Origin of the sequence: Streptomyces sp. NPDC005302 (genome assembly GCF_040607345.1) — a bacterium.
Lineage (GTDB): Bacteria > Actinomycetota > Actinomycetes > Streptomycetales > Streptomycetaceae > Streptomyces.
This window is the reverse complement of sequence record NZ_JBEXGN010000002.1, coordinates 205,839-223,097: the sequence shown is the minus strand read 5'-3', so window position 1 is coordinate 223,097 and position 17,259 is coordinate 205,839. Positions and strand designations below refer to the sequence as shown.

Sequence of the window (17,259 nt, the reverse complement as noted above, 5' to 3'; positions counted from 1 at the left end):
CGCGGCGCGCACGGAATCGGCCATGCCCTGTAACGCCTGATCAACGCGATCGTATGCTCGAAGGATGACGACCTCCGCGACGGGCGCGACTCCCGGATCCGGGCCGACGGCGAACTCCATGCGGCGTGCCCTCAAGCGCGCAAGGGACGGCGTCGCGCTCGACGTGACCGAGGCCGCGGTGTTGCTCCAGGCCCGCGGCACGGACCTCGACGACCTGACGGCCTCCGCCGCCCGGGTGCGTGACGCGGGCCTCGAAGCGGCCGGCCGGACCGGGGTCATCACCTACTCCAAGAGCGTGTTCATCCCGCTCACCCGGCTGTGCCGGGACAAGTGCCACTACTGCACCTTCGTCACCGTCCCCGGCAAACTGCGCCGGGCCGGCCACGGGATGTTCATGTCCCCCGACGAGGTCCTCGACATCGCCCGCCGGGGCGCCGAACTCGGCTGCAAGGAAGCCCTGATCACCCTCGGCGACAAGCCGGAGGACCGCTGGCCCGAGGCCCGCGAGTGGCTGGACGCGCACGGGTACGACGACACGATCGCGTACGTACGGGCCATCTCGATCCGCATCCTGGAGGAGACCGGCCTGCTGCCGCACCTCAACCCGGGTGTCATGTCGTGGACCGACTTCCAGCGGCTCAAGCCCGTAGCGCCCTCGATGGGCATGATGCTGGAGACCACGGCGACCCGGCTGTGGTCCGAGCCCGGCGGCCCCCACCACGGCTCCCCGGACAAGGAGCCCGCCGTCCGGCTGCGGGTCCTGGAGGACGCCGGCCGCTCCTCCGTCCCCTTCACCAGCGGACTGCTCATCGGCATCGGCGAGACGTACGAGGAGCGCGCCGACTCCCTGTTCGCGCTGCGCCGGATCTCCCGCGCCTACCACGGCATCCAGGAACTGATCATCCAGAACTTCCGCGCCAAGCCGGACACCGCGATGCGCGGGATGCCGGACGCGGAGCTGGACGAACTGATCGCCACCGTCGCCGTCGCCCGGCACATCATGGGCCCGGCCGCCTGCCTCCAGGCGCCGCCCAACCTCGTCGACAGCGAGTACGGCCGGCTGATCGGCGCGGGCATCGACGACTGGGGCGGGGTCTCCCCGCTGACCATCGACCACGTCAACCCCGAACGCCCCTGGCCGCAGATCGAGCTGCTGCGCGAGCAGTCGTCCGAGGCGGGCTTCGAACTGCGCGAACGCCTCTGCGTCTACCCCGAGTTCGTGCAGCGCGGCGAGCCCTGGCTGGATCCCCGGCTGCTTCCGCACGTCCGGGCGCTCGCCGACCCGGAGACGGGACTCGCCCTCCCGGACGCGGTCGTCGAGGGCCACCCCTGGCAGGAGCCCGAGGAGGCCTTCACGTCCTCCGGGCGCACCGACCTGCACCACACCATCGACACCGAGGGCCGCACCGGCGACCGCCGCGACGACTTCGACGCGGTGTACGGCGACTGGGAGGCCCTGCGGGAGGCCGCGGCCCCCGGCATGGTGCCGTCCCGCATCGACACCGACGTACGGGCCGCGCTGGCGACCGCCGCCGACGACCCGACGAAGCTGACCGACGACGAGGCGCTCGCCCTGCTGCACGCCGACGGCCCGGCGCTGGACGCCTTGTGCCGGATCGCCGACGACGTCCGCAAAGCCGCGGTCGGCGACGACGTCACGTACATCGTCACCCGCAACATCAACTTCACCAACGTCTGCTACACCGGCTGCCGTTTCTGCGCGTTCGCCCAGCGCCGCACCGACGCCGACGCGTACACGCTCTCCCTGGACCAGGTCGCGGACCGTGCCGCCCAGGCGTGGGACGTCGGCGCGGTCGAGGTGTGCATGCAGGGCGGCATCCACCCGGACCTGCCCGGCACCGCCTACTTCGACATCGCGAAGGCGGTCAAGGAGCGCGTCCCCGGCATGCACGTCCACGCCTTCTCCCCGATGGAGGTGGTGAACGGCGCGACCCGCACCGGCCTGTCCATCCGCGAGTGGCTGACCGCCGCCAAGGAAGCCGGCCTCGACACCATCCCCGGCACCGCCGCCGAGATCCTCGACGACGAGGTCCGCTGGGTCCTGACGAAGGGCAAGCTGCCCGCGGCGACCTGGATCGAGGTCGTCACCACGGCCCACGAACTCGGCATCCGCTCGTCCTCCACGATGATGTACGGCCATGTCGACCAGCCCCGGCACTGGCTCGGCCACTTCCGCACGCTCTCCCGCATCCAGCAGCAGACCGGCGGCTTCACGGAGTTCGTGACGCTCCCCTTCATCCACACCAACGCCCCCGTCTACCTCGCCGGCATCGCCCGCCCCGGCCCGACGACCCGCGACAACCGCGCGGTCATGGCGATGGCCCGCCTCCTGCTGCACCCGCACATCCCCAACATCCAGACCAGCTGGGTCAAGCTGGGCACCGAGGGCGCGGCCGAGATGCTCCGCTCCGGCGCGAACGACCTCGGCGGCACCCTCATGGAGGAGACCATCTCCCGCATGGCGGGCTCCAGTTACGGCTCCTACAAATCGGTCAAGGACCTGATCGCGGTGGCCGAGGCGGCGGGCCGCCCGGCCAGGCCCCGCACGACGACCTACGGCGAGGTCCCGGAGGAACGGCAACGCGCGGCGGCGGCCTCGGACGGCCACCTGCCGGAGCTGCTCCCGGTCCTGGAGTGACAGAAAACCCTTTCGGCGCTGTATGGACGAGGTGCAGGCGTATGCCGGGGCCCTGGGGGACGCCGACGGTCTGGGGTGGGGCACGGACCCCTGTCTGTGCTGAGTCGTAGCCGCTCGTGCAGGGTGTGCTGACCCCCGCGTACTGACCTCACGACGGCCCGCCGGAACACCCGTTCCGGCGGGCCGTCGCCCGTTCGGAACCGGCCGATCACGCCTGCACGCCTCCGAGTTGGGCGAGACTGGAGAGGTGGTCCGGGCGGGCCGGCGGGGGAGGGAAGGGACGCATGGTGGGCGCGCAGCCGTCGATGCAGGAGCTGATCGAGGAGCGCAGGCGGCTCTCGTTCGTCGGGCGGGATGCCGAACGGGCCGCGTTCCTACGGAACTTCGACGTGCCGGTGCGCGATCCCGGGCGCCGGTTCCTGTTCCACGTGCACGGCAACGCGGGTGTCGGGAAGACGTTTCTCGTCCGCGAGCTGGAGCAGCTCGCGCGTGAGGCCGGGGCGCTGACCGCGTACGTCGACGAGAGCACCGGCAGTGTGCCCGAGGCGCTGGAGACGGTGTGCGCCGGGTTCGCCCGCCAGGGACGCCGCCTGAAGGACCTGGAACGGCTGCTGGACCGGTACCGCGAGCGGCGCCACGAGGCCGACTCGCTGACCCGGGAGGCCGCCCCGGGCGAGCCCTCCGCCGCCGGGATGACCCTGGCACGGGCCGGCCTCGTGGGCATCGGCATGGTCCCCGGTGTCGGGCCCTTCGCCGGGGCCGTCGATCCGGGCCTGCTCGCGGGCGCCGCCGACCGGATGCGGGCCGGGCTGAGCGCGCACTTCCGCAGCCGGGACGACGTACGGCTCGTCATGTCGCCCGAGGAGGTCCTCACCCCGGTGCTGCTGGAGGAACTGGCCCGCGCCGCAGCCCGGTTCCCCCGCCAGGTCCTGTTCTTCGACACCTACGAGCGGACCGGGCCGTTCCTCGACGCCTGGCTGCACGCGACGATGGCCCTGGAACGCCACGGAGCCATGCCCGGGAACGTGGTCGTCGTGACGGCGGGCCGGAACCCGCTGGACCTCGACCGCTGGGGAAGCTGCTCGGACTCGGTGGCCGAGATGCCCCTGCTGCCCTTCACCGAGCAGGAGGCGCGCGAGGTGCTCGCCGGCCGGGGCGTGGTCGCGGAGCCGGTCGTCGAGGAGATCCTGCGCCTCACCGGACGCCTCCCGGTCCTCGTCTCGACCCTCGCCGAGGCCCGCCCGGCCGACCCCGACGACGTCGGCGACCCGAGCGCCACGGCCGTCGACAGCTTCCTCAAGTGGGAACACGACCCCGTGCGCCGCGCCGTCGCCCTCAACTGCGCCTTCCCCCGGCGGCTGGACGCCGACGTCTTCCGGGCCGCCGCGGAACGCCCCGACGACGAGGCCGACGCCCTGTACGACTGGCTGCGCGGCCTGCCCTTCGTCACCGAGCGCGGCGGCGGCATCCAGTACCACGACGTCGTACGGGCCCCGATGCTCCGCTCCCAGCGGCTCCGGTCGCCGCGCGGCTGGACCGTCCGGCACACCAGGCTCGCGGAGACCTTCGGCCGGTGGCGGCAGGAGGCCGAAACGGGCGAGAACGAGGACGAGTTGTGGACCCGGGACGGGTGGCGCGAGCTGCGGCTCGCCGAGTCGTACCACCTGTTGTGCGCCGCGCCCCGGACGGCGCTGCCGGTCGTGCTGCGGGACGTCGTGCACGCCTGCGGCGCCGGTGAGGTGCCCGCCCGGCAGTGGGCGCGGGCACTGGCGGAGGCCGGCCGGGACGCCGAGGCCGAGGCGCCGGCCCGCTGGGGGAGCGACCTGTGGCGGGCCCTGGAGGACGGCGGACCGGCCGCGGCCCTCGAACTCCTCCTGAACCGTGCCGGGTTCGCCCCGGACGTCGAGGCCGTCGCGCGCTCGGTGCGCGGCAGTGTCCTGCGGCACGACGGGGCGTACGAGCAGGCGACGGCGGAGTACGACCGGGCGCTCGCGCTCGATGCCGGGCTGGTCCGCGCCTACCGCGGCAGAGCCATGACACGGGCCGAGTCGGGGGACTACGCGGGCGGGATCGCCGACCTGGACCGGGCGCTCGCCCTGGCCCCCGACGACGGCCGGGCGCTGTCCGTCAGGGGCGAGTACCACCGGGCCCTCGGCGACTACGACGCGGCGCTCGCCGACCTGGACCGGGGCATCGCCCTCGACCCCGCCCGCGACTTCGCCTGGGCGTCCCGCGGCGCCACCCGGCTGAGCCGCGGCGAACTCGACGAGGCCCTCGCCGATCTGGGCCGGGCGGTGGAGTTGAAGCCCGAGTACGGGTGGGCGCTGGCCCGCCGGGCCCGGGTGTGGCGCGCGCTCGGCGAGGAGGACCGGCAGATGGCCGACCTCGACCGGGCCGTGGCCCTCCAGCCCGACTGGGCGTGGGGCGCGTGCGAACGGGGCGACGCGCTGCGCGTCGCGGGACGGCACGCGGAGGCGCTGGCCGAGTACGACCGGGCCGTCGCCCTCGACCCGGAGTACGCGTCGGCGTACGCGAGCCGGGCCGTGTCCCGCAGCGAACTGGGCCACCATGCCGAGGCGCTCGCGGACCTGGACCGGGCCATCGCCCTGCGGCCCGGGTACGCGTGGGCGCTGAGCCGGCGGACGGCGATCCTGGCCCGGACCGCCGAGACGGAGTGAGCCTCAGCGCCCGGCGGTGAACGCCAGGAAGTCCGACCAGGTGCCGTCGGAGAACGTGAGGCGGGCGCGGTGCGCGTCCTTGGAGTCACGGACGTGGACGGTGGCCCCGACCGTATCGCCGGCGATCGCGACCTCGACGCAGTCCGGACCCTCGTTACTGCTGTAGCTGCTCTTGAACCACTCCAGGGCGGAGTCGTGATCGCTGGCGTGCGCGAAGGTCATATCTCTCCAAGTGCCTCTTCGATGAGGGTCGTTGACTCCCGTGGCGAGAGAGCCTGGGCTCGGATGATCCCATAGCGCATGTCGAGGGGCTGCACTTCCTTCGGGTCGCTGATCAGGCGGTTGTAGGTCTGTCCCTCCTCATGAGCCACCGTGTTGCCGTCCTGGAGCTTCAGCAGACGGATCGGACCTCCCATGCCCGCGTGGTCGTCACGGTCCGTCGGCATCACCTGGATCTCGACGTGTCGTAACCGGCCGACTTCCAGGAGGTGTTCGAGCTGCTGACGGAGCACCATCCTCCCTCCGATGGGCCGCCGTAGCGTCACCTCTTCCTGGACAAAGGTGAGCGTCGGGCGAGGCAGGCGTTCGAAGATGCCTTGGCGCGAGATGCGGGCGCTGACGTGGCGGTCGATCTCGTCCTCCGTGTAGGACGGCCGCCGCATGGTGAACAAGGCCCTCGCGTAGTCGGGAGTCTGGAGCAGCCCGTGGAGGTAGTGGTTGGCATACGCCCCCAGCTCGACCGAGGCCTCCTCCAGCTTGGCCAGGTCCCGGACCTTCTTCGGGTAGCGCGCCTCCTCCACGTCCCTGCGCATCGCGGAGATCTTCCCGGCGGCGCCGAGCACGTCGTCGGCCTTGTCCAGGAACTCGGGCTTCGGCGCCCGGCGACCCCGCTCCACCGACGAGACCATCTCCTCGCCGTATCCGATGGCCGCGCCGAACTCGGCCTGGCGCAGACCGGCCGCCTCCCGCCAGGACTTGATCTGCCGGCCGACCGCCCTGAGTACGGCCGCGGCCTCCTCGTCCTCCACCTCGCCCATCCCGCCCCCTTCGGCCGCGTCGCCCGTACCGGCCGTATCGGCTGTATCGCCCATACCGTCCTCAACACCGTTCAGGCTAGCCAGAAGTGGCCACGCAGAGTGACGAGAGTGCGGATGTCTCCCGCGCCGTCCATACGTGACCGCTTCCTACCACTCGCATCACGTCCCGCATCTGGATCCGGAACGACAACCGACCGTTCCCGTTCGATTACAGTGCTGAGCTGTCGGACATAGGGACGGTGCCTGGGGAGGTCTCGGTGGGTGCGACAGCCGGTGCCGTCTGGGGACGGGCGGAACAGCAGGACTTCCGCAGCCGCGTCCGCGGGACGCTGCTCGGCGCGGCCGTCGGCGACGCCCTGGGCGCGCCGGTCGACGCGCTGACCCTGGAGGAGATCCGGGAGGCGCACGGCGCGGAGGGGCTTCTCGACCTGGCCCCGGCGTACGGCAGACGGGGCGCCGTCACCCACCTCACCCAGCTCACGCTGTTCAGCGTCGACGGTCTGATCCGCGCGCAGGTCCGCCGGGACACCGGCGCCTGGCACCCGCCGACCGACGTGCACCGCGCCTACCGCCGCTGGGCGGCCACCCAGAGCGACTGGGGGCCCGACGAGCGCCGCAAGGACGACGGCTGGCTGGCCCGCGAGGAGTGGCTCTACGCCCGCCGCGACCCGGCCAGGGCCTGTCTGCTGGGCCTCGGCGACGACATCATGGGCACGCTGGACGCACCCAAGAACCCCGGTGAGTCCGGCCCGGAGGCCGCCGCCCGCTCCGCGCCCTTCGGGCTGCTCGTCGGCTGGGAGCCGCAGCTCGTGATGCAGCTCGCCGTCGAGTGCGCCGCGCAGACCCACGGGCACCCCGCGGCCTACCTGTCGGCGGGCGCGTACGCCGTCGTCGTGCACGCGCTCGCCCGCGGCGAGAGCCTCGACGCGGCCGTGCAGCAGGCCCTCGCGCTGCTCGCGGGCCGCCCGGGGCAGCAGCAGGTCACCGACGCGCTCCAGCACGCCCTGGGCGCCGTACGGCAGGGCATGCCGTCGCCGGGCCGGGTCGAGGAACTCGCCGGGGACGGAGCGGCCGAAGGGCTGCTGGCCGCAGCCGTGTACTGCGTCCTGGTCGGCGACGACGTCCGGCACGGGCTGTGCCTCGCCGTGAACCACGGCGGGCCCTCCGCGGCCACCGCCGCGCTCACCGGCGGCCTGCTGGGTGCCCTGCACGGCGAGACGGCCCTCCCGCCGGCCTGGCTGGCCGAACTGGAGGGCCGTCCCTCGCTGCTGGTCCTCGCGGACGACTTCGCCATGGAGATGACGCAGGGCCCCGCCCTGCACGGCCCCGCGGGCTCGTCCCCGGGCTGGCTCGCCCGGTACCCGCGGGGCTGAGCGGGCCGCGCCGGTCCTAGTCCTTCACCGGCGCCCCCACCACGTCGTCGGCCGCCCCGGCCGGAGCCGGAACCGTCGCCTCGGCGGACGAGGTCCCGTCGGGGTCCGTGTTGATCAACTCGATGATCGCGTCCCGCTCCGGGGTGTCCTCGGGCTTCACGAAGCCGATGACGATGTAGAGGACGAGGGAGATGACCATCGGGAGGGCGACCTGGTACTCCAGCTTCACGTCGGTGCGCTGGGAGAAGTCCAGGTTGTAGTTGACGAAGAAGAAGGCGAGCAGACCGCACGCCCAGCTCGTCAGCGCCGCTGTCGGGCCCGACTTACGGAACGGCCGGAGCAGCCCCAGGATGAACGGGATCGCGATCGGCCCCATCAGACCCGCCACCCACTTGATGACGACGGTGATGATGTCCTTGAACGTCGGGGAGTTGACCTGGGTGGCCACCGCCATGGAGAAGCCGAGGAAGGCGACCGTGGTGACACGGCCCGCGATCAGCCCCGTGCGGGTGTCCCAGGCGCGTGCCGCACGCGAGAACGCCGGCACCACGTCCCGCGTGAAGACGGCCGCGATGGCGTTCGCGTCCGAGGAGCACATGGCCATCGTGTGCGAGAAGAACCCGACGACGACCAGGCCCAACAGCCCGTGCGGCAGCAACTGGTCGGCCATCAGGCCGTACGCGTCCGAGCCGTCCGGCTTCTGCGCCGTCACCAGGAGCGGCGACAGCCACATCGGGATGAACAGGATGACCGGCCACACGAACCACAGTCCGGCGGACAGGAACGCGGACCGCGTGGCCTGCTTGGCGCTGCCGGTGGCCATGTAGCGCTGCGCCTGGTTCCACATGCCGCCGTTGTACTCGAACAGCTTGATGAACAGGTACGCGATGAAGAACACCGTCATGTACGGGCCCGCGAACCCGTCCGCGTGACCGTGCAGCTTCGGCGAGTCCAGCGCCTTGGACAGGCCACCCTGGTCGGAGATCTTGTTCAGCGCGATGATCAGCATCGCGATACCGGCCATCAACTGGATGATGAACTGGCCGAGTTCGGTCAGCGCGTCGGCCCAGAGACCGCCGATGGTGCAGTACACCGCCGTGATGCCGCCGGTGATGAGGATGCCCTGGGTGAGCGTGACGCCGGTGAAGACGCTGAGCAGGGTGGCGATGGCCGCCCACTTCGCGCCGACGTCCACGATCTTGAGCAGGATGCCGGACCACGCCAGCGCCTGCTGGGTCTGCACGTTGTAGCGGTCCTTGAGGTACTCGAGCGGTGAGGCGACGTGCAGGCGTGAGCGCAGCCGGTTGAGCCGGGGCGCGAAGGCCTTGGCGCCGATGGCGACACCGATGGCGATGGGCAGTGCCCAGGTGACGTACGAGGTGATGCCGTAGGTGTACGCGATGCCGGCGTACCCGGTGAACATCACCGCGCTGTAGCCCGACATGTGGTGCGAGATGCCGGACAGCCACCACGGCATCTTGCCGCCCGCGGTGAAGAAGTCGCTGACGTCGTCCACGCGCTTGTGGGACCAGATGCCGATCGCGGTCATGACACCGAAATACGCGACCAGGACGGCCCAGTCGAGACCGTTCATGTGCCCCCTCCAGGGGTCCGCCTTGTGAACCTGCAGATACCGGACGGCACTTCGCCAGTACACATGGAGGTCCCTCCACGCCCGGGCGGAGCCGGGCGTTCGACGGAGGGGCGGGGCCCCGTGCGGGAGCGGGGACTTGGGGGATTGAACCGCTGGTCCGACCGGCCGGTCAAGACCTCGCGCGGTCACAGATATGAACGCAGATCAGAAAGCAGAACGATTTTGCCTCTACTTTACCCGTCTGGCTGTTGTCGTGCTCGTGACGTGGAACACACGATGAGCGGGCACTTCGCCAGACCCACAGAGCAACGACGCGTCGACAGCCGTACGGGATGCGGGTCCCGTGCGCCTGGGAGAGGGGGCCACTCGGGCCGTACTGCCTACCGCATCAGTTCGCCGGCGTTCACGAGCAGCGACTGCCCCGTGATCGCCCGCGCCCGGTCGCACGCCAGGAACACCGCGGCGTCCGCGACGTCCCCGTCCGTGGCCAGCTCCGGCAGCGCCATCCGCTCGGTGAGGCGGCGCAGCACGTCCGCCTCGGGGACCTGCTCCGTGTAGGCCGTGAACTGTACGTACGCCTCGACGGGCGGGCCCCACATCCAGCCGGGCAGCACGGTGTTGACCCGGATCCGGTGCGGGCCGAGCTCCCGGGCCATGGAGTACATCGCACTCGTCAGCGCGCCCTTGGAGGCCGCGTACGCCGCCTGCCGCACCTGGCTCGGCGCGGCGACGGACGACTGCGTGCCGATGACGACCACCGAACCGCCGCGCTCCTTCAGCGCGGGCAGGCAGGCGCGGGTCATCCGCAGCGTGCCGAGCAGGTTCACGTCGATGACCGACTGCCAGGTCGCGAAGTCCGCGTCCTCCAGGCCGCCGAAGTAGCTGTCCCAGGCGGCGACATGGACGACCGCGTCGATCCTGCCGAACCGCTCCACCGCGAGCGCGGCCAGCGCCTCGCACTGCCCCTCGTCGGTGATGTCCGTCGCCCGGTACGCCGTGTGAGCGCCCTCCGGGTCGAGTTCGGCCGCGGACTTCGCCAGGTTCGCCTCCGTGCGCGCGCCGAGCACCGCGTTCCCCCCGTCGCGCACCACGGCCGCCGCGACCTGGTGGCCGAGTCCCGCTCCGACGCCCGACACCACGACGGTCCTGCCGGTCAGCAGTGACATCCGGGGCCTCCCCGACTCTGGCAAATTGTCTGACGGAGCGTCAGAGTATGTGCGTCCGGCGGAGGAAGGAAGCCCCGCGCACGCTCCGCCGAGGAAGGGGACCGTCATGTCGGAGGAGACCCGCAGTGACACCTACGCGGAACTGGCCGCCCTCGGCCCGTACGGCGTCCGCCCGGGCCACGCCCTGATCACCCTGGTCGAACCGCACCCGGGCCACGAGTACGCCTACAACCGCTGGTACGAGGACGACCACTACTACGCGGGCGCGATGGCCATGCCCTGGATGTACGCCGGGCGCCGCTGGGTGGCGACCCGCGACCTCCAACTGCTGCGCGGCCCCGAGAAGTCGGCGGTCGCGCAGCCGGTCACCGCCGGCTGCTACCTGTCCACGTACTGGGTCACCGACGGCCGCTACGACGACCACATGAAGTGGACCGTCGGCATCAACCGGCGGCTGAACCGGGACGGCCGCGTCTACCAGGACCGTACGCACGTCTTCACGGCCTTCCAGGACCACGAGGCCACGGTCTACCGGGACGGAGCCGCCGGGCCCCGGGACTTCCACGCCCTCGACCACCCCTACGCGGGGCTCGTGCTGGAGGTCGTCGACGCCGAGTCAGCGGAGCAGCGGGCGGAGTTGCTGGAATGGCTGCGCTCCCGCCATCTGCCGAAGCGACTGGCGGGCTCGCCCGCGGCCCTGGTGACCGTCTTCCGGCCGACCCCGCTGCCCGGCGACCGGATGACGTACGTGAAGCAGGTGGAGGGCGTGGACACCCGGCTCACCCTGCTGTGGTTCCTGGAGGCGGACCCCCGGGACTGCTGGGAGGAGCACTTCACGGGCCTGGAGGAGGCGCTGGCCGAATCGAGCCTGGGTCGGCTGGAGTTGCTGGCCCCCTTCATCCCCACGGTCCCGGGAACGGACCGCTACGTGGACGAGCTCCGCTGAACCGACGGCAACCGGAGGCGAACCGAGCCCAAAAAAGAGGGTGCCCCCTCGGCCAGGACGGCGGGCCGGTCGAGAGGGCTCTGTCGGTGGAACGTATGAAGTTGTGTCGGGTCATGTGGGGTCAGACGAGGTCGGAGGCTCCTCGGCCGACCTCGGCCACGAAGGTGTTCCACGCGTCCGCGGGAAAGGCCAGCGTGGGGCCGGCGGGAACCTTGGAGTCGCGCACGGCCATCGCCGTGAGAACCGGGGACTTGACCTCGACGCAGGCGCCGTTGCCGGTGGAGTAGGAAGACTTGGTCCACGTGTCGGTGGCACCCTGCTGAATTGCCATGATCGCTCCAGAAAGCAGTCGTTCTTCGGTGAGTTGCCGCCTTCGACGCCATCGACGCGCTGTCACCGGGTTGCGGATCCGGTACGGAATCCGCAGCTCGGTTTGCGCCAACGTTGTTCATTCGGTGGCGTGATCGACGCTACTCGCCAACATCGGTTGGCGAAGCGACTATTCACTCGACTGGATGGCATATTCCAGTGGGGTCTTCCATGTTCAGGTGCCGAAGGTGTAGGGTCCGGCACCTTCTCCGCGAGGGGCCTTCACATGTCCCCTTCGGCCCGCCCCGGTTCCTCTCGGGCACGCCTCAGCGCGCGTAGTCCTTGGCGAGGTCCGCGATGAACTGACGCGACTGCTCCACGTTCAGGGCCTGGGCCCGCAGGTGCTCGTACATCACGCTGTACTTCTGGACGTCGTTCGCCTTCTCCAGGTACAGGTCGCTCGTCACGCCCTCGATGTAGACGACGCTGGAGTCCGCCGCGTCGGGGAACTCCAGGATCGCGTACTGGCCGTTGAGGCCCGGGTGGGCGCCCATCTCGAAGGGGATCACCTGCACGGTGACGTGCGGCAGTTGGGACTGCTCGACGAGGTACTCCAGCTGCTCGCGCATGAGGGAGCGGTTGCCGACGGCACGGCGCAGGGCGGCCTCGTCGAGCACGGTCCACAGGCGCAGCGGGTTGTCCGGAGCGGAGATTCGTTCCTGCCTCTTGAGGCGGACCTGGACGCGCTTGTCGATGTCGGCGGCCGCGGTCTCCGGCAGGGCTCCCGCGATCAGGGCCTCGGCGTACGGCCGGGTCTGGAGCAGGCCGGGGACGACCTGGGGGTCGTACACGCGCAGACTCGCCGCGTCGGTCTCCAGACCGATGTAGACGCTGTACGGGATGTCGCCGAAGGAGTGCCACCAGCCCTGCTGGCGCGAGTCCTTGGCCATTTGCATGAGCGAGTCGACGATCCGGTGGTCCTCGACCTCGTAGACCCCGCACAGATCGCGGACGTCCCGCTGGCTGATGCTGCGCCGCCCGTTCTCCAGGCGGCTGATCTTCGACTGCGAGACCAGCAGTCGCTCGGCGACCTCTTCGGCCGTCATGCCCTTGAGCTCGCGGAGCCGGCGCAGCTCCTGGCCCAGCCGGCGTCGTCGGACGGTGGGATTGACACTTGACGCCACGGGACGTGCACCTCCGGCTGCGGGGCTCTACTTTGCGTATCTGCTGTTGAGCAGATTGCCACCAAGGTGCTTTCTACCGCTGGGAAACAGCGGATATGCGCTGGGTACGCGCACATTCGGGGTTTCGGCGGGTATCCGCGTCCACGCGCGGGCCCTTGGCGCGTGACCGACGGTCGCGACGCCCGGTCCGCTCGCCCTGTTCGGTCGCGCGGTCCGGCCCCGGAGCCGACCGCCGGACCCGCCGCGGAATGCGGCCGCGCGGGGCGGCAAAACCGTGTCGTCGTCCGGACGTACGGTCCTGTCGCCCCGCGCGAGCCAGCGGCTCCCGAACCGGATCATGGGGACTGCGGTGCGGCGCTGATGTCCTGCGGCGGTGCTGGTGCTGCGGGTGGTGCGAGTCGTTCGGTCTGCCGTGGGACTGCGGCTCAGTGGACCACGGCGCGCGCCATCGACCCGTGACGCGGTTGCATCGGAACACCGCGCGCGGTCTCCGGTGCGGACCTGACTCCGGCGGTGGCCGGACGGCCTGCCGGTGCCGGGCTGCGGCGCGGCTGTGCGGCCACACCGTTCTGAACGTCCATCACGGCGTGTGCCACGAGTCCGCCCATGGGGTCGTGCCTGATCAGGTCCCGCAGCCGGGAGCGGGACGAACGTCCCTCGTTACCCGGATACAGGTGCTTGCCGAGTCCGACCGCATGGGCCAGCGCGGCGAGCGCCGCGGTCCGCGGGTCCGGCGGGACGCCGGTGCGGATCGCGTTGTCCAGCCGGACCCTGATCTCCCGGCTGATTTCCGTGTCCGTCGCCTGATAGCGAGTCGTCGGAAGCACCCCGCACATCTGGCCGGCCACGGCATGAACCATGCCGCACCTCTCCAGATGCGAGAGATAGGTCTGGCGCAGCCCCAGCCGGGGCCCGCCAATCCAGTTGACCGCGCGTACGGGTGCTCCGCGTCGGCGAAGCAGTTCCAACGCACAGTCCAGTGTTGGATCTCCAGTCGGCCGTGGCTGCACCACGGCGATACGATCCCCGTCTGGGGCTATCCGTCCGGCCAGCGCCAGCTCTACTAGCTGCGCTCCGGCCAGACCGAGGTCGAGCGACTGCGGCTGCGCGGTGGTACCCGTGGTCGGGTCCAACGCCAGCAACAGAAGCTCCTCCGGAATTGTTCTGCGGCTCCTGCCCATCCATGCCTCCCCGCGTGGATGAATGACAGGGTGACCCCTCTCACATTGGTCTGTCGAGGGTGCGTGACCGGAATGTAGTGGAACCAGTAGGTATGTCGTTCTCGTCTACCGCAGGGGTCAATCCCTCACACAGGACACTGGTACATGGTTCGGACAGCGATGTCCGGGCCGCGGGTAAAGGGTTTGACGGTTCGGTTCGGCGCGCGGAGGGCGTGCGTCACATGGAGGAGGCATCGGTGGCGGGCGAGTCCCCCGACAGGTCGAAGCAGAACGAGTCGTCGGCGTCGTCGGCAGAAGCGACGCCGGTGACCCCGGCGCCGGTTCCGGGTCCGGCGCGGTCGGGCGATCCGTCGTCGACGGCGTCCTCGGCGTCGCCGGGGGCCGCCGCGCCGTCGTCGGCACCGGGCGCGGCTCCGGCCGATCCGCGCATGGCGATGGCCCGCGAGCGGGCCGCCACGGTCCGGGTGGACCAGGCGACGGCGGTCTTCTCCACGAAGGCCCTGTCGGCGGACACCCTCCGTGCGGCGGAGCCGGCGGCGTCGGCCACGACAGAGTCCACGGCTACGGCCACGGCCACGGATGCCTCGCGCACTCCGGGGTCCGGGCCGGCCGCGGAGTCCGCGGCGGGTACGGACGCCGCCGAGGCGGGAGCCGAGGGCGACACCCGGCTGCGTGCGGCGGTCGCCGCGTGGGTCTCGGGGTCGGGCGAGGCTCCGGCCTCCCCGGGCGCGTCCGGGGCCGGTGACGGTGCCGCGAGCGGCGTCACGGTGACGGACCGTACGGACCGTGCCGACCGCTCCGACGCCGCCCCGGCGGCCGACGAGACCGAGGCCGACGGCGGGGACTCCGCGGCCGCGGAGAGCGCCGACAGCGGCGAGGCCGAAGCCGACGACGACGCCGGGAAGGGCTCGGGCGCGTCCGCCGCCTCCGGCGCGGTGTCCGAGCCGGACGCCACGACGGACACCACCGCCGACGCCGTACCCGCCGCCGACGAGCGGCGCACGGACCCGGAGCCTGACACCGCCTCCGGCGAGACGTCCGGCACGGACGAGCCCGAACCCGAGGACGCCGCCACGCCGGACACGGCACCCGCCTCCGCGCCGTCCGAGCCCGAGGATGCCGCACCCGAGTCCGCCGTGTCCGACGCCGGCCCCGAGGACGCGAAGCCCGGCCCCGAGGACGCGAAGCCCGAGTCCGAGAACGCCACGGACGCCACGGACGCCGAGGACGCCGAGCCCGAGGACAGCTCCCGCGCCGCGTCCGTACGGGATGCGGCCCCGGCACCCGAGGACGCCCCCGAGGACGCGCCTGAGGGCGCCCCTGGAGCCGCTCCCGGCGACGCCGGCCCGGACGCCACCCACGACGGCGACACCGCCCCGCAGCCCCCCGTCGACGCGGCCCCCGCCGACGAGCCCCCCGTCGACCGGGCGACCGCCGTCTTCAAGGCGCCGCGGCCGGCGGTGGACCAGCCCACGACCATGCTCAAGCTGGGCGACGCCGCCCGGCGCCCGAGCGCCAAGAAGGCCGACGGGAAGGCCGACGGGAAGACGGGCGACAAGACCGGCGACAAGGCCGCCGCCGACCTGCCCGCGGAGGAACCGGCGGCCAAGCCCGTCGCCGACGCCGAGCGCACCAGCCGGTTCGTCGCCCTCAAGTCGCTCGACGAGGCCGCCGCCCCGGCGCGCCCGAAGCCGCCGGCCGCCCCGGCGGGTGCCGACAGGCCGGCCTCGGCCACCGCGGTCGTCCCGCAGGTCGGGCCCGAGCGCACCACGCAGCAGCCGCTTCCGCCGAAGCCCCCGCTGGACCTGCTCGCCGAGCTGACCAACACCCCGCCGCCCCCGCAGACGCCGGTCCGCACGATCGTGCGGCGGGTCAAGATCTGGACGCCGCTGGTCCTGCTGCTCGTGGTGATCTTTGCGGTCGCACAGGCCTTCCGTCCGCTGCCGACGCCGGCCCTCGCGCTCACCGCCGACGAGACCTACACCTTCGACGGCGGCACCCTCGACCTGCCCTGGCCCGGCCAGGGTCAGTCCGCGATCGAGGTCGACGGTGTCGGCAGCCTCGGCACCGACGGCAAGCAGACCCCCGCTCCCGTGGCGAGCGTCGCCAAGATCATGACGGCGTACGTGATCCTCCAGGAGCACCCGCTGAAGGGGAACGAGGACGGCGAGAAGATCACCGTCGACCAGCAGGCGGAGGACGAGTCGAAGCTGCCCGACGAGTCGACTGCGGCTATGTCGAAGGGCCAGCAGTTCACGGAGCGCCAGATGCTCCAGATGCTGATGATCCCCTCCGGCAACAACGTGGCGCGGCTGCTGGCCCGCTGGGACTCCGACAGCAAGAGCTTCGTCGCCAAGATGAACGCCGCCGCCAAGGACCTCGGCATGACGAACTCGACGTACACGGACCCGAGCGGTCTGCAGAAGACCACGGTCAGCACGGCCGTCGACCAGATCAAGCTGGCCAGGAAGGTCATGCAGAACGACGTGTTCCGCAGTGTCGTCGGAATGGCCAAGGCGGACATCCCGGGGCTGGACAACACGATCTACAACAACAACGACCTGCTGGTGCAGCAGGTCGGCGTGATCGGCCTGAAGACCGGCTCCTCGACGCCGGCCGGCGGCAACCTGGTGTGGGCCGCGACGAAGAACGTCGACGGCAAGACGCAGACGATCTACGGCGCGGTGATGAACCAGAACGCCGGCACCGGCAAGGTCTGGGACAGCCTGCACCTGGCGCTCACCAACAGCCAGAAGCTGATCGACAAGGTCCAGAAGAGCCTGACCACCGCCACCGTGGTGAAGAAGGGCCAGGTCGTCGGTTACGTGGACGACCAGCTCGGCGGCCGGACCCCGGTCGTCGCCACCAGGAACATGACGGCGGTCGGCTGGCCCGGTCTCAAGACCCACCTGTCGATCGGCGCGGGCGACACCGCGGTCCCGCACACCGGCAAGGCCGGCACGGTCGTCGGGCGGCTGACGGTCGGCGACGGATCGAGCCGCTCCGTCAAGATTCCGGTCGCGCTGCAGTCGGACCTCGCCGAGCCCGGTCTCGGCGCGAAGCTGACCCGCGTCGGCTGAGCCGACCGGGGTCGCCGACGACGTGTCCACGGACGGGTCGGTGACGTGAGCG

General features: G+C 71.5%; 13 protein-coding genes. 5 read left to right on the top strand and 8 right to left on the bottom strand.

The genetic code is table 11. From position 1 onward, the window contains the following. The first annotated feature begins 64 nt into the window (after positions 1 to 64). Positions 65 to 2,659 carry a bifunctional FO biosynthesis protein CofGH gene (locus tag ABZT74_RS03390; RefSeq protein ID WP_356433243.1) on the top strand — a complete coding sequence of 865 codons (2,595 nt, stop codon included), beginning with the start codon at positions 65 to 67 and terminating at the stop codon, positions 2,657 to 2,659. 284 nt (positions 2,660 to 2,943) lie between these two features. Next, positions 2,944 to 5,337 (top strand): tetratricopeptide repeat protein, encoded by a 2,394-nt coding sequence (locus ABZT74_RS03385; protein WP_356433241.1) that lies wholly within the window; start codon positions 2,944 to 2,946, stop codon positions 5,335 to 5,337. A gap of 3 nt (positions 5,338 to 5,340) precedes the next feature. Here the strand turns inward: ABZT74_RS03385 and ABZT74_RS03380 are convergent, their stop codons facing one another. Together ABZT74_RS03380 and ABZT74_RS03375 are read right to left on the bottom strand one after the other, a co-directional pair. After that, positions 5,341 to 5,559, bottom strand: a complete 219-nt coding sequence (locus tag ABZT74_RS03380) for a DUF397 domain-containing protein (protein WP_356167002.1) — start codon at positions 5,557 to 5,559, stop codon at positions 5,341 to 5,343. Continuing rightward, on the bottom strand, positions 5,556 to 6,365 hold the full coding sequence (locus tag ABZT74_RS03375; protein WP_356433383.1) for a helix-turn-helix transcriptional regulator: 810 nt from the start codon (positions 6,363 to 6,365) through the stop codon (positions 5,556 to 5,558). The genes ABZT74_RS03380 and ABZT74_RS03375 overlap by 4 nt, the downstream gene beginning before the upstream one ends. Positions 6,366 to 6,631: 266 nt before the next feature. Here ABZT74_RS03375 and ABZT74_RS03370 point away from each other — a divergent pair, with 266 nt between their 5' ends. After that, complete coding sequence (locus ABZT74_RS03370; RefSeq protein WP_356167000.1) at positions 6,632 to 7,747, top strand: ADP-ribosylglycohydrolase family protein; 1,116 nt, start codon at positions 6,632 to 6,634, stop codon at positions 7,745 to 7,747. A 16-nt stretch (positions 7,748 to 7,763) separates the two neighbouring features. Here ABZT74_RS03370 and ABZT74_RS03365 read toward each other — a convergent pair whose 3' ends face one another. Beyond that, a complete protein-coding gene (locus ABZT74_RS03365) occupies positions 7,764 to 9,341 on the bottom strand; it encodes a sodium:solute symporter family protein (RefSeq protein ID WP_356166997.1) in 1,578 nt (525 codons plus the stop codon). Between the two features lie 380 nt (positions 9,342 to 9,721). Next, positions 9,722 to 10,507: an SDR family oxidoreductase gene (locus tag ABZT74_RS03360; RefSeq protein ID WP_355883460.1), complete on the bottom strand. Its 786-nt coding sequence runs from the start codon at positions 10,505 to 10,507 to the stop codon at positions 9,722 to 9,724. 106 nt (positions 10,508 to 10,613) lie between these two features. Between ABZT74_RS03360 and ABZT74_RS03355 the strand changes: the two genes are divergently transcribed. Beyond that, positions 10,614 to 11,453: a hypothetical protein gene (locus tag ABZT74_RS03355; protein WP_356433239.1), complete on the top strand. Its 840-nt coding sequence runs from the start codon at positions 10,614 to 10,616 to the stop codon at positions 11,451 to 11,453. 121 nt (positions 11,454 to 11,574) lie between these two features. Here the strand turns inward: ABZT74_RS03355 and ABZT74_RS03350 are convergent, their stop codons facing one another. The 4 genes from ABZT74_RS03350 to ABZT74_RS03335 form a co-directional block, all read right to left on the bottom strand. Beyond that, positions 11,575 to 11,784 (bottom strand): DUF397 domain-containing protein, encoded by a 210-nt coding sequence (locus ABZT74_RS03350; RefSeq protein ID WP_164371720.1) that lies wholly within the window; start codon positions 11,782 to 11,784, stop codon positions 11,575 to 11,577. A 304-nt stretch (positions 11,785 to 12,088) separates the two neighbouring features. After that, complete coding sequence (locus ABZT74_RS03345) at positions 12,089 to 12,946, bottom strand: helix-turn-helix transcriptional regulator (protein ID WP_355883467.1); 858 nt, start codon at positions 12,944 to 12,946, stop codon at positions 12,089 to 12,091. A 425-nt stretch (positions 12,947 to 13,371) separates the two neighbouring features. After that, complete coding sequence (locus tag ABZT74_RS03340; protein ID WP_355883470.1) at positions 13,372 to 14,127, bottom strand: GPP34 family phosphoprotein; 756 nt, start codon at positions 14,125 to 14,127, stop codon at positions 13,372 to 13,374. 217 nt (positions 14,128 to 14,344) lie between these two features. Next, a complete protein-coding gene (locus tag ABZT74_RS03335) occupies positions 14,345 to 14,893 on the bottom strand; it encodes a hypothetical protein (protein WP_356433237.1) in 549 nt (182 codons plus the stop codon). Between the two features lies 1 nt (position 14,894). Here ABZT74_RS03335 and ABZT74_RS03330 point away from each other — a divergent pair, with 1 nt between their 5' ends. Further along, positions 14,895 to 17,207 carry a D-alanyl-D-alanine carboxypeptidase gene (locus tag ABZT74_RS03330; RefSeq protein ID WP_356433235.1) on the top strand — a complete coding sequence of 771 codons (2,313 nt, stop codon included), beginning with the start codon at positions 14,895 to 14,897 and terminating at the stop codon, positions 17,205 to 17,207. Positions 17,208 to 17,259: the final 52 nt, after the last annotated feature.

Bases quoted from the DNA above. Each gene is read 5' to 3' on its own strand.
- ABZT74_RS03380 (WP_356167002.1), bottom strand. From the start codon at position 5,559: ATGACCTTCGCGCACGCCAGCGATCACGACTCCGCCCTGGAGTGGTTC.
- ABZT74_RS03365 (WP_356166997.1), bottom strand. From the start codon at position 9,341: ATGAACGGTCTCGACTGGGCCGTCCTGGTCGCGTATTTCGGTGTCATG.
- ABZT74_RS03355 (WP_356433239.1), top strand. From the start codon at position 10,614: ATGTCGGAGGAGACCCGCAGTGACACCTACGCGGAACTGGCCGCCCTC.
- ABZT74_RS03360 (WP_355883460.1), bottom strand. From the start codon at position 10,507: ATGTCACTGCTGACCGGCAGGACCGTCGTGGTGTCGGGCGTCGGAGCG.
- ABZT74_RS03340 (WP_355883470.1), bottom strand. From the start codon at position 14,127: ATGGGCAGGAGCCGCAGAACAATTCCGGAGGAGCTTCTGTTGCTGGCG.
- ABZT74_RS03385 (WP_356433241.1), top strand. From the start codon at position 2,944: ATGGTGGGCGCGCAGCCGTCGATGCAGGAGCTGATCGAGGAGCGCAGG.
- ABZT74_RS03350 (WP_164371720.1), bottom strand. From the start codon at position 11,784: ATGGCAATTCAGCAGGGTGCCACCGACACGTGGACCAAGTCTTCCTAC.
- ABZT74_RS03390 (WP_356433243.1), top strand. From the start codon at position 65: ATGACGACCTCCGCGACGGGCGCGACTCCCGGATCCGGGCCGACGGCG.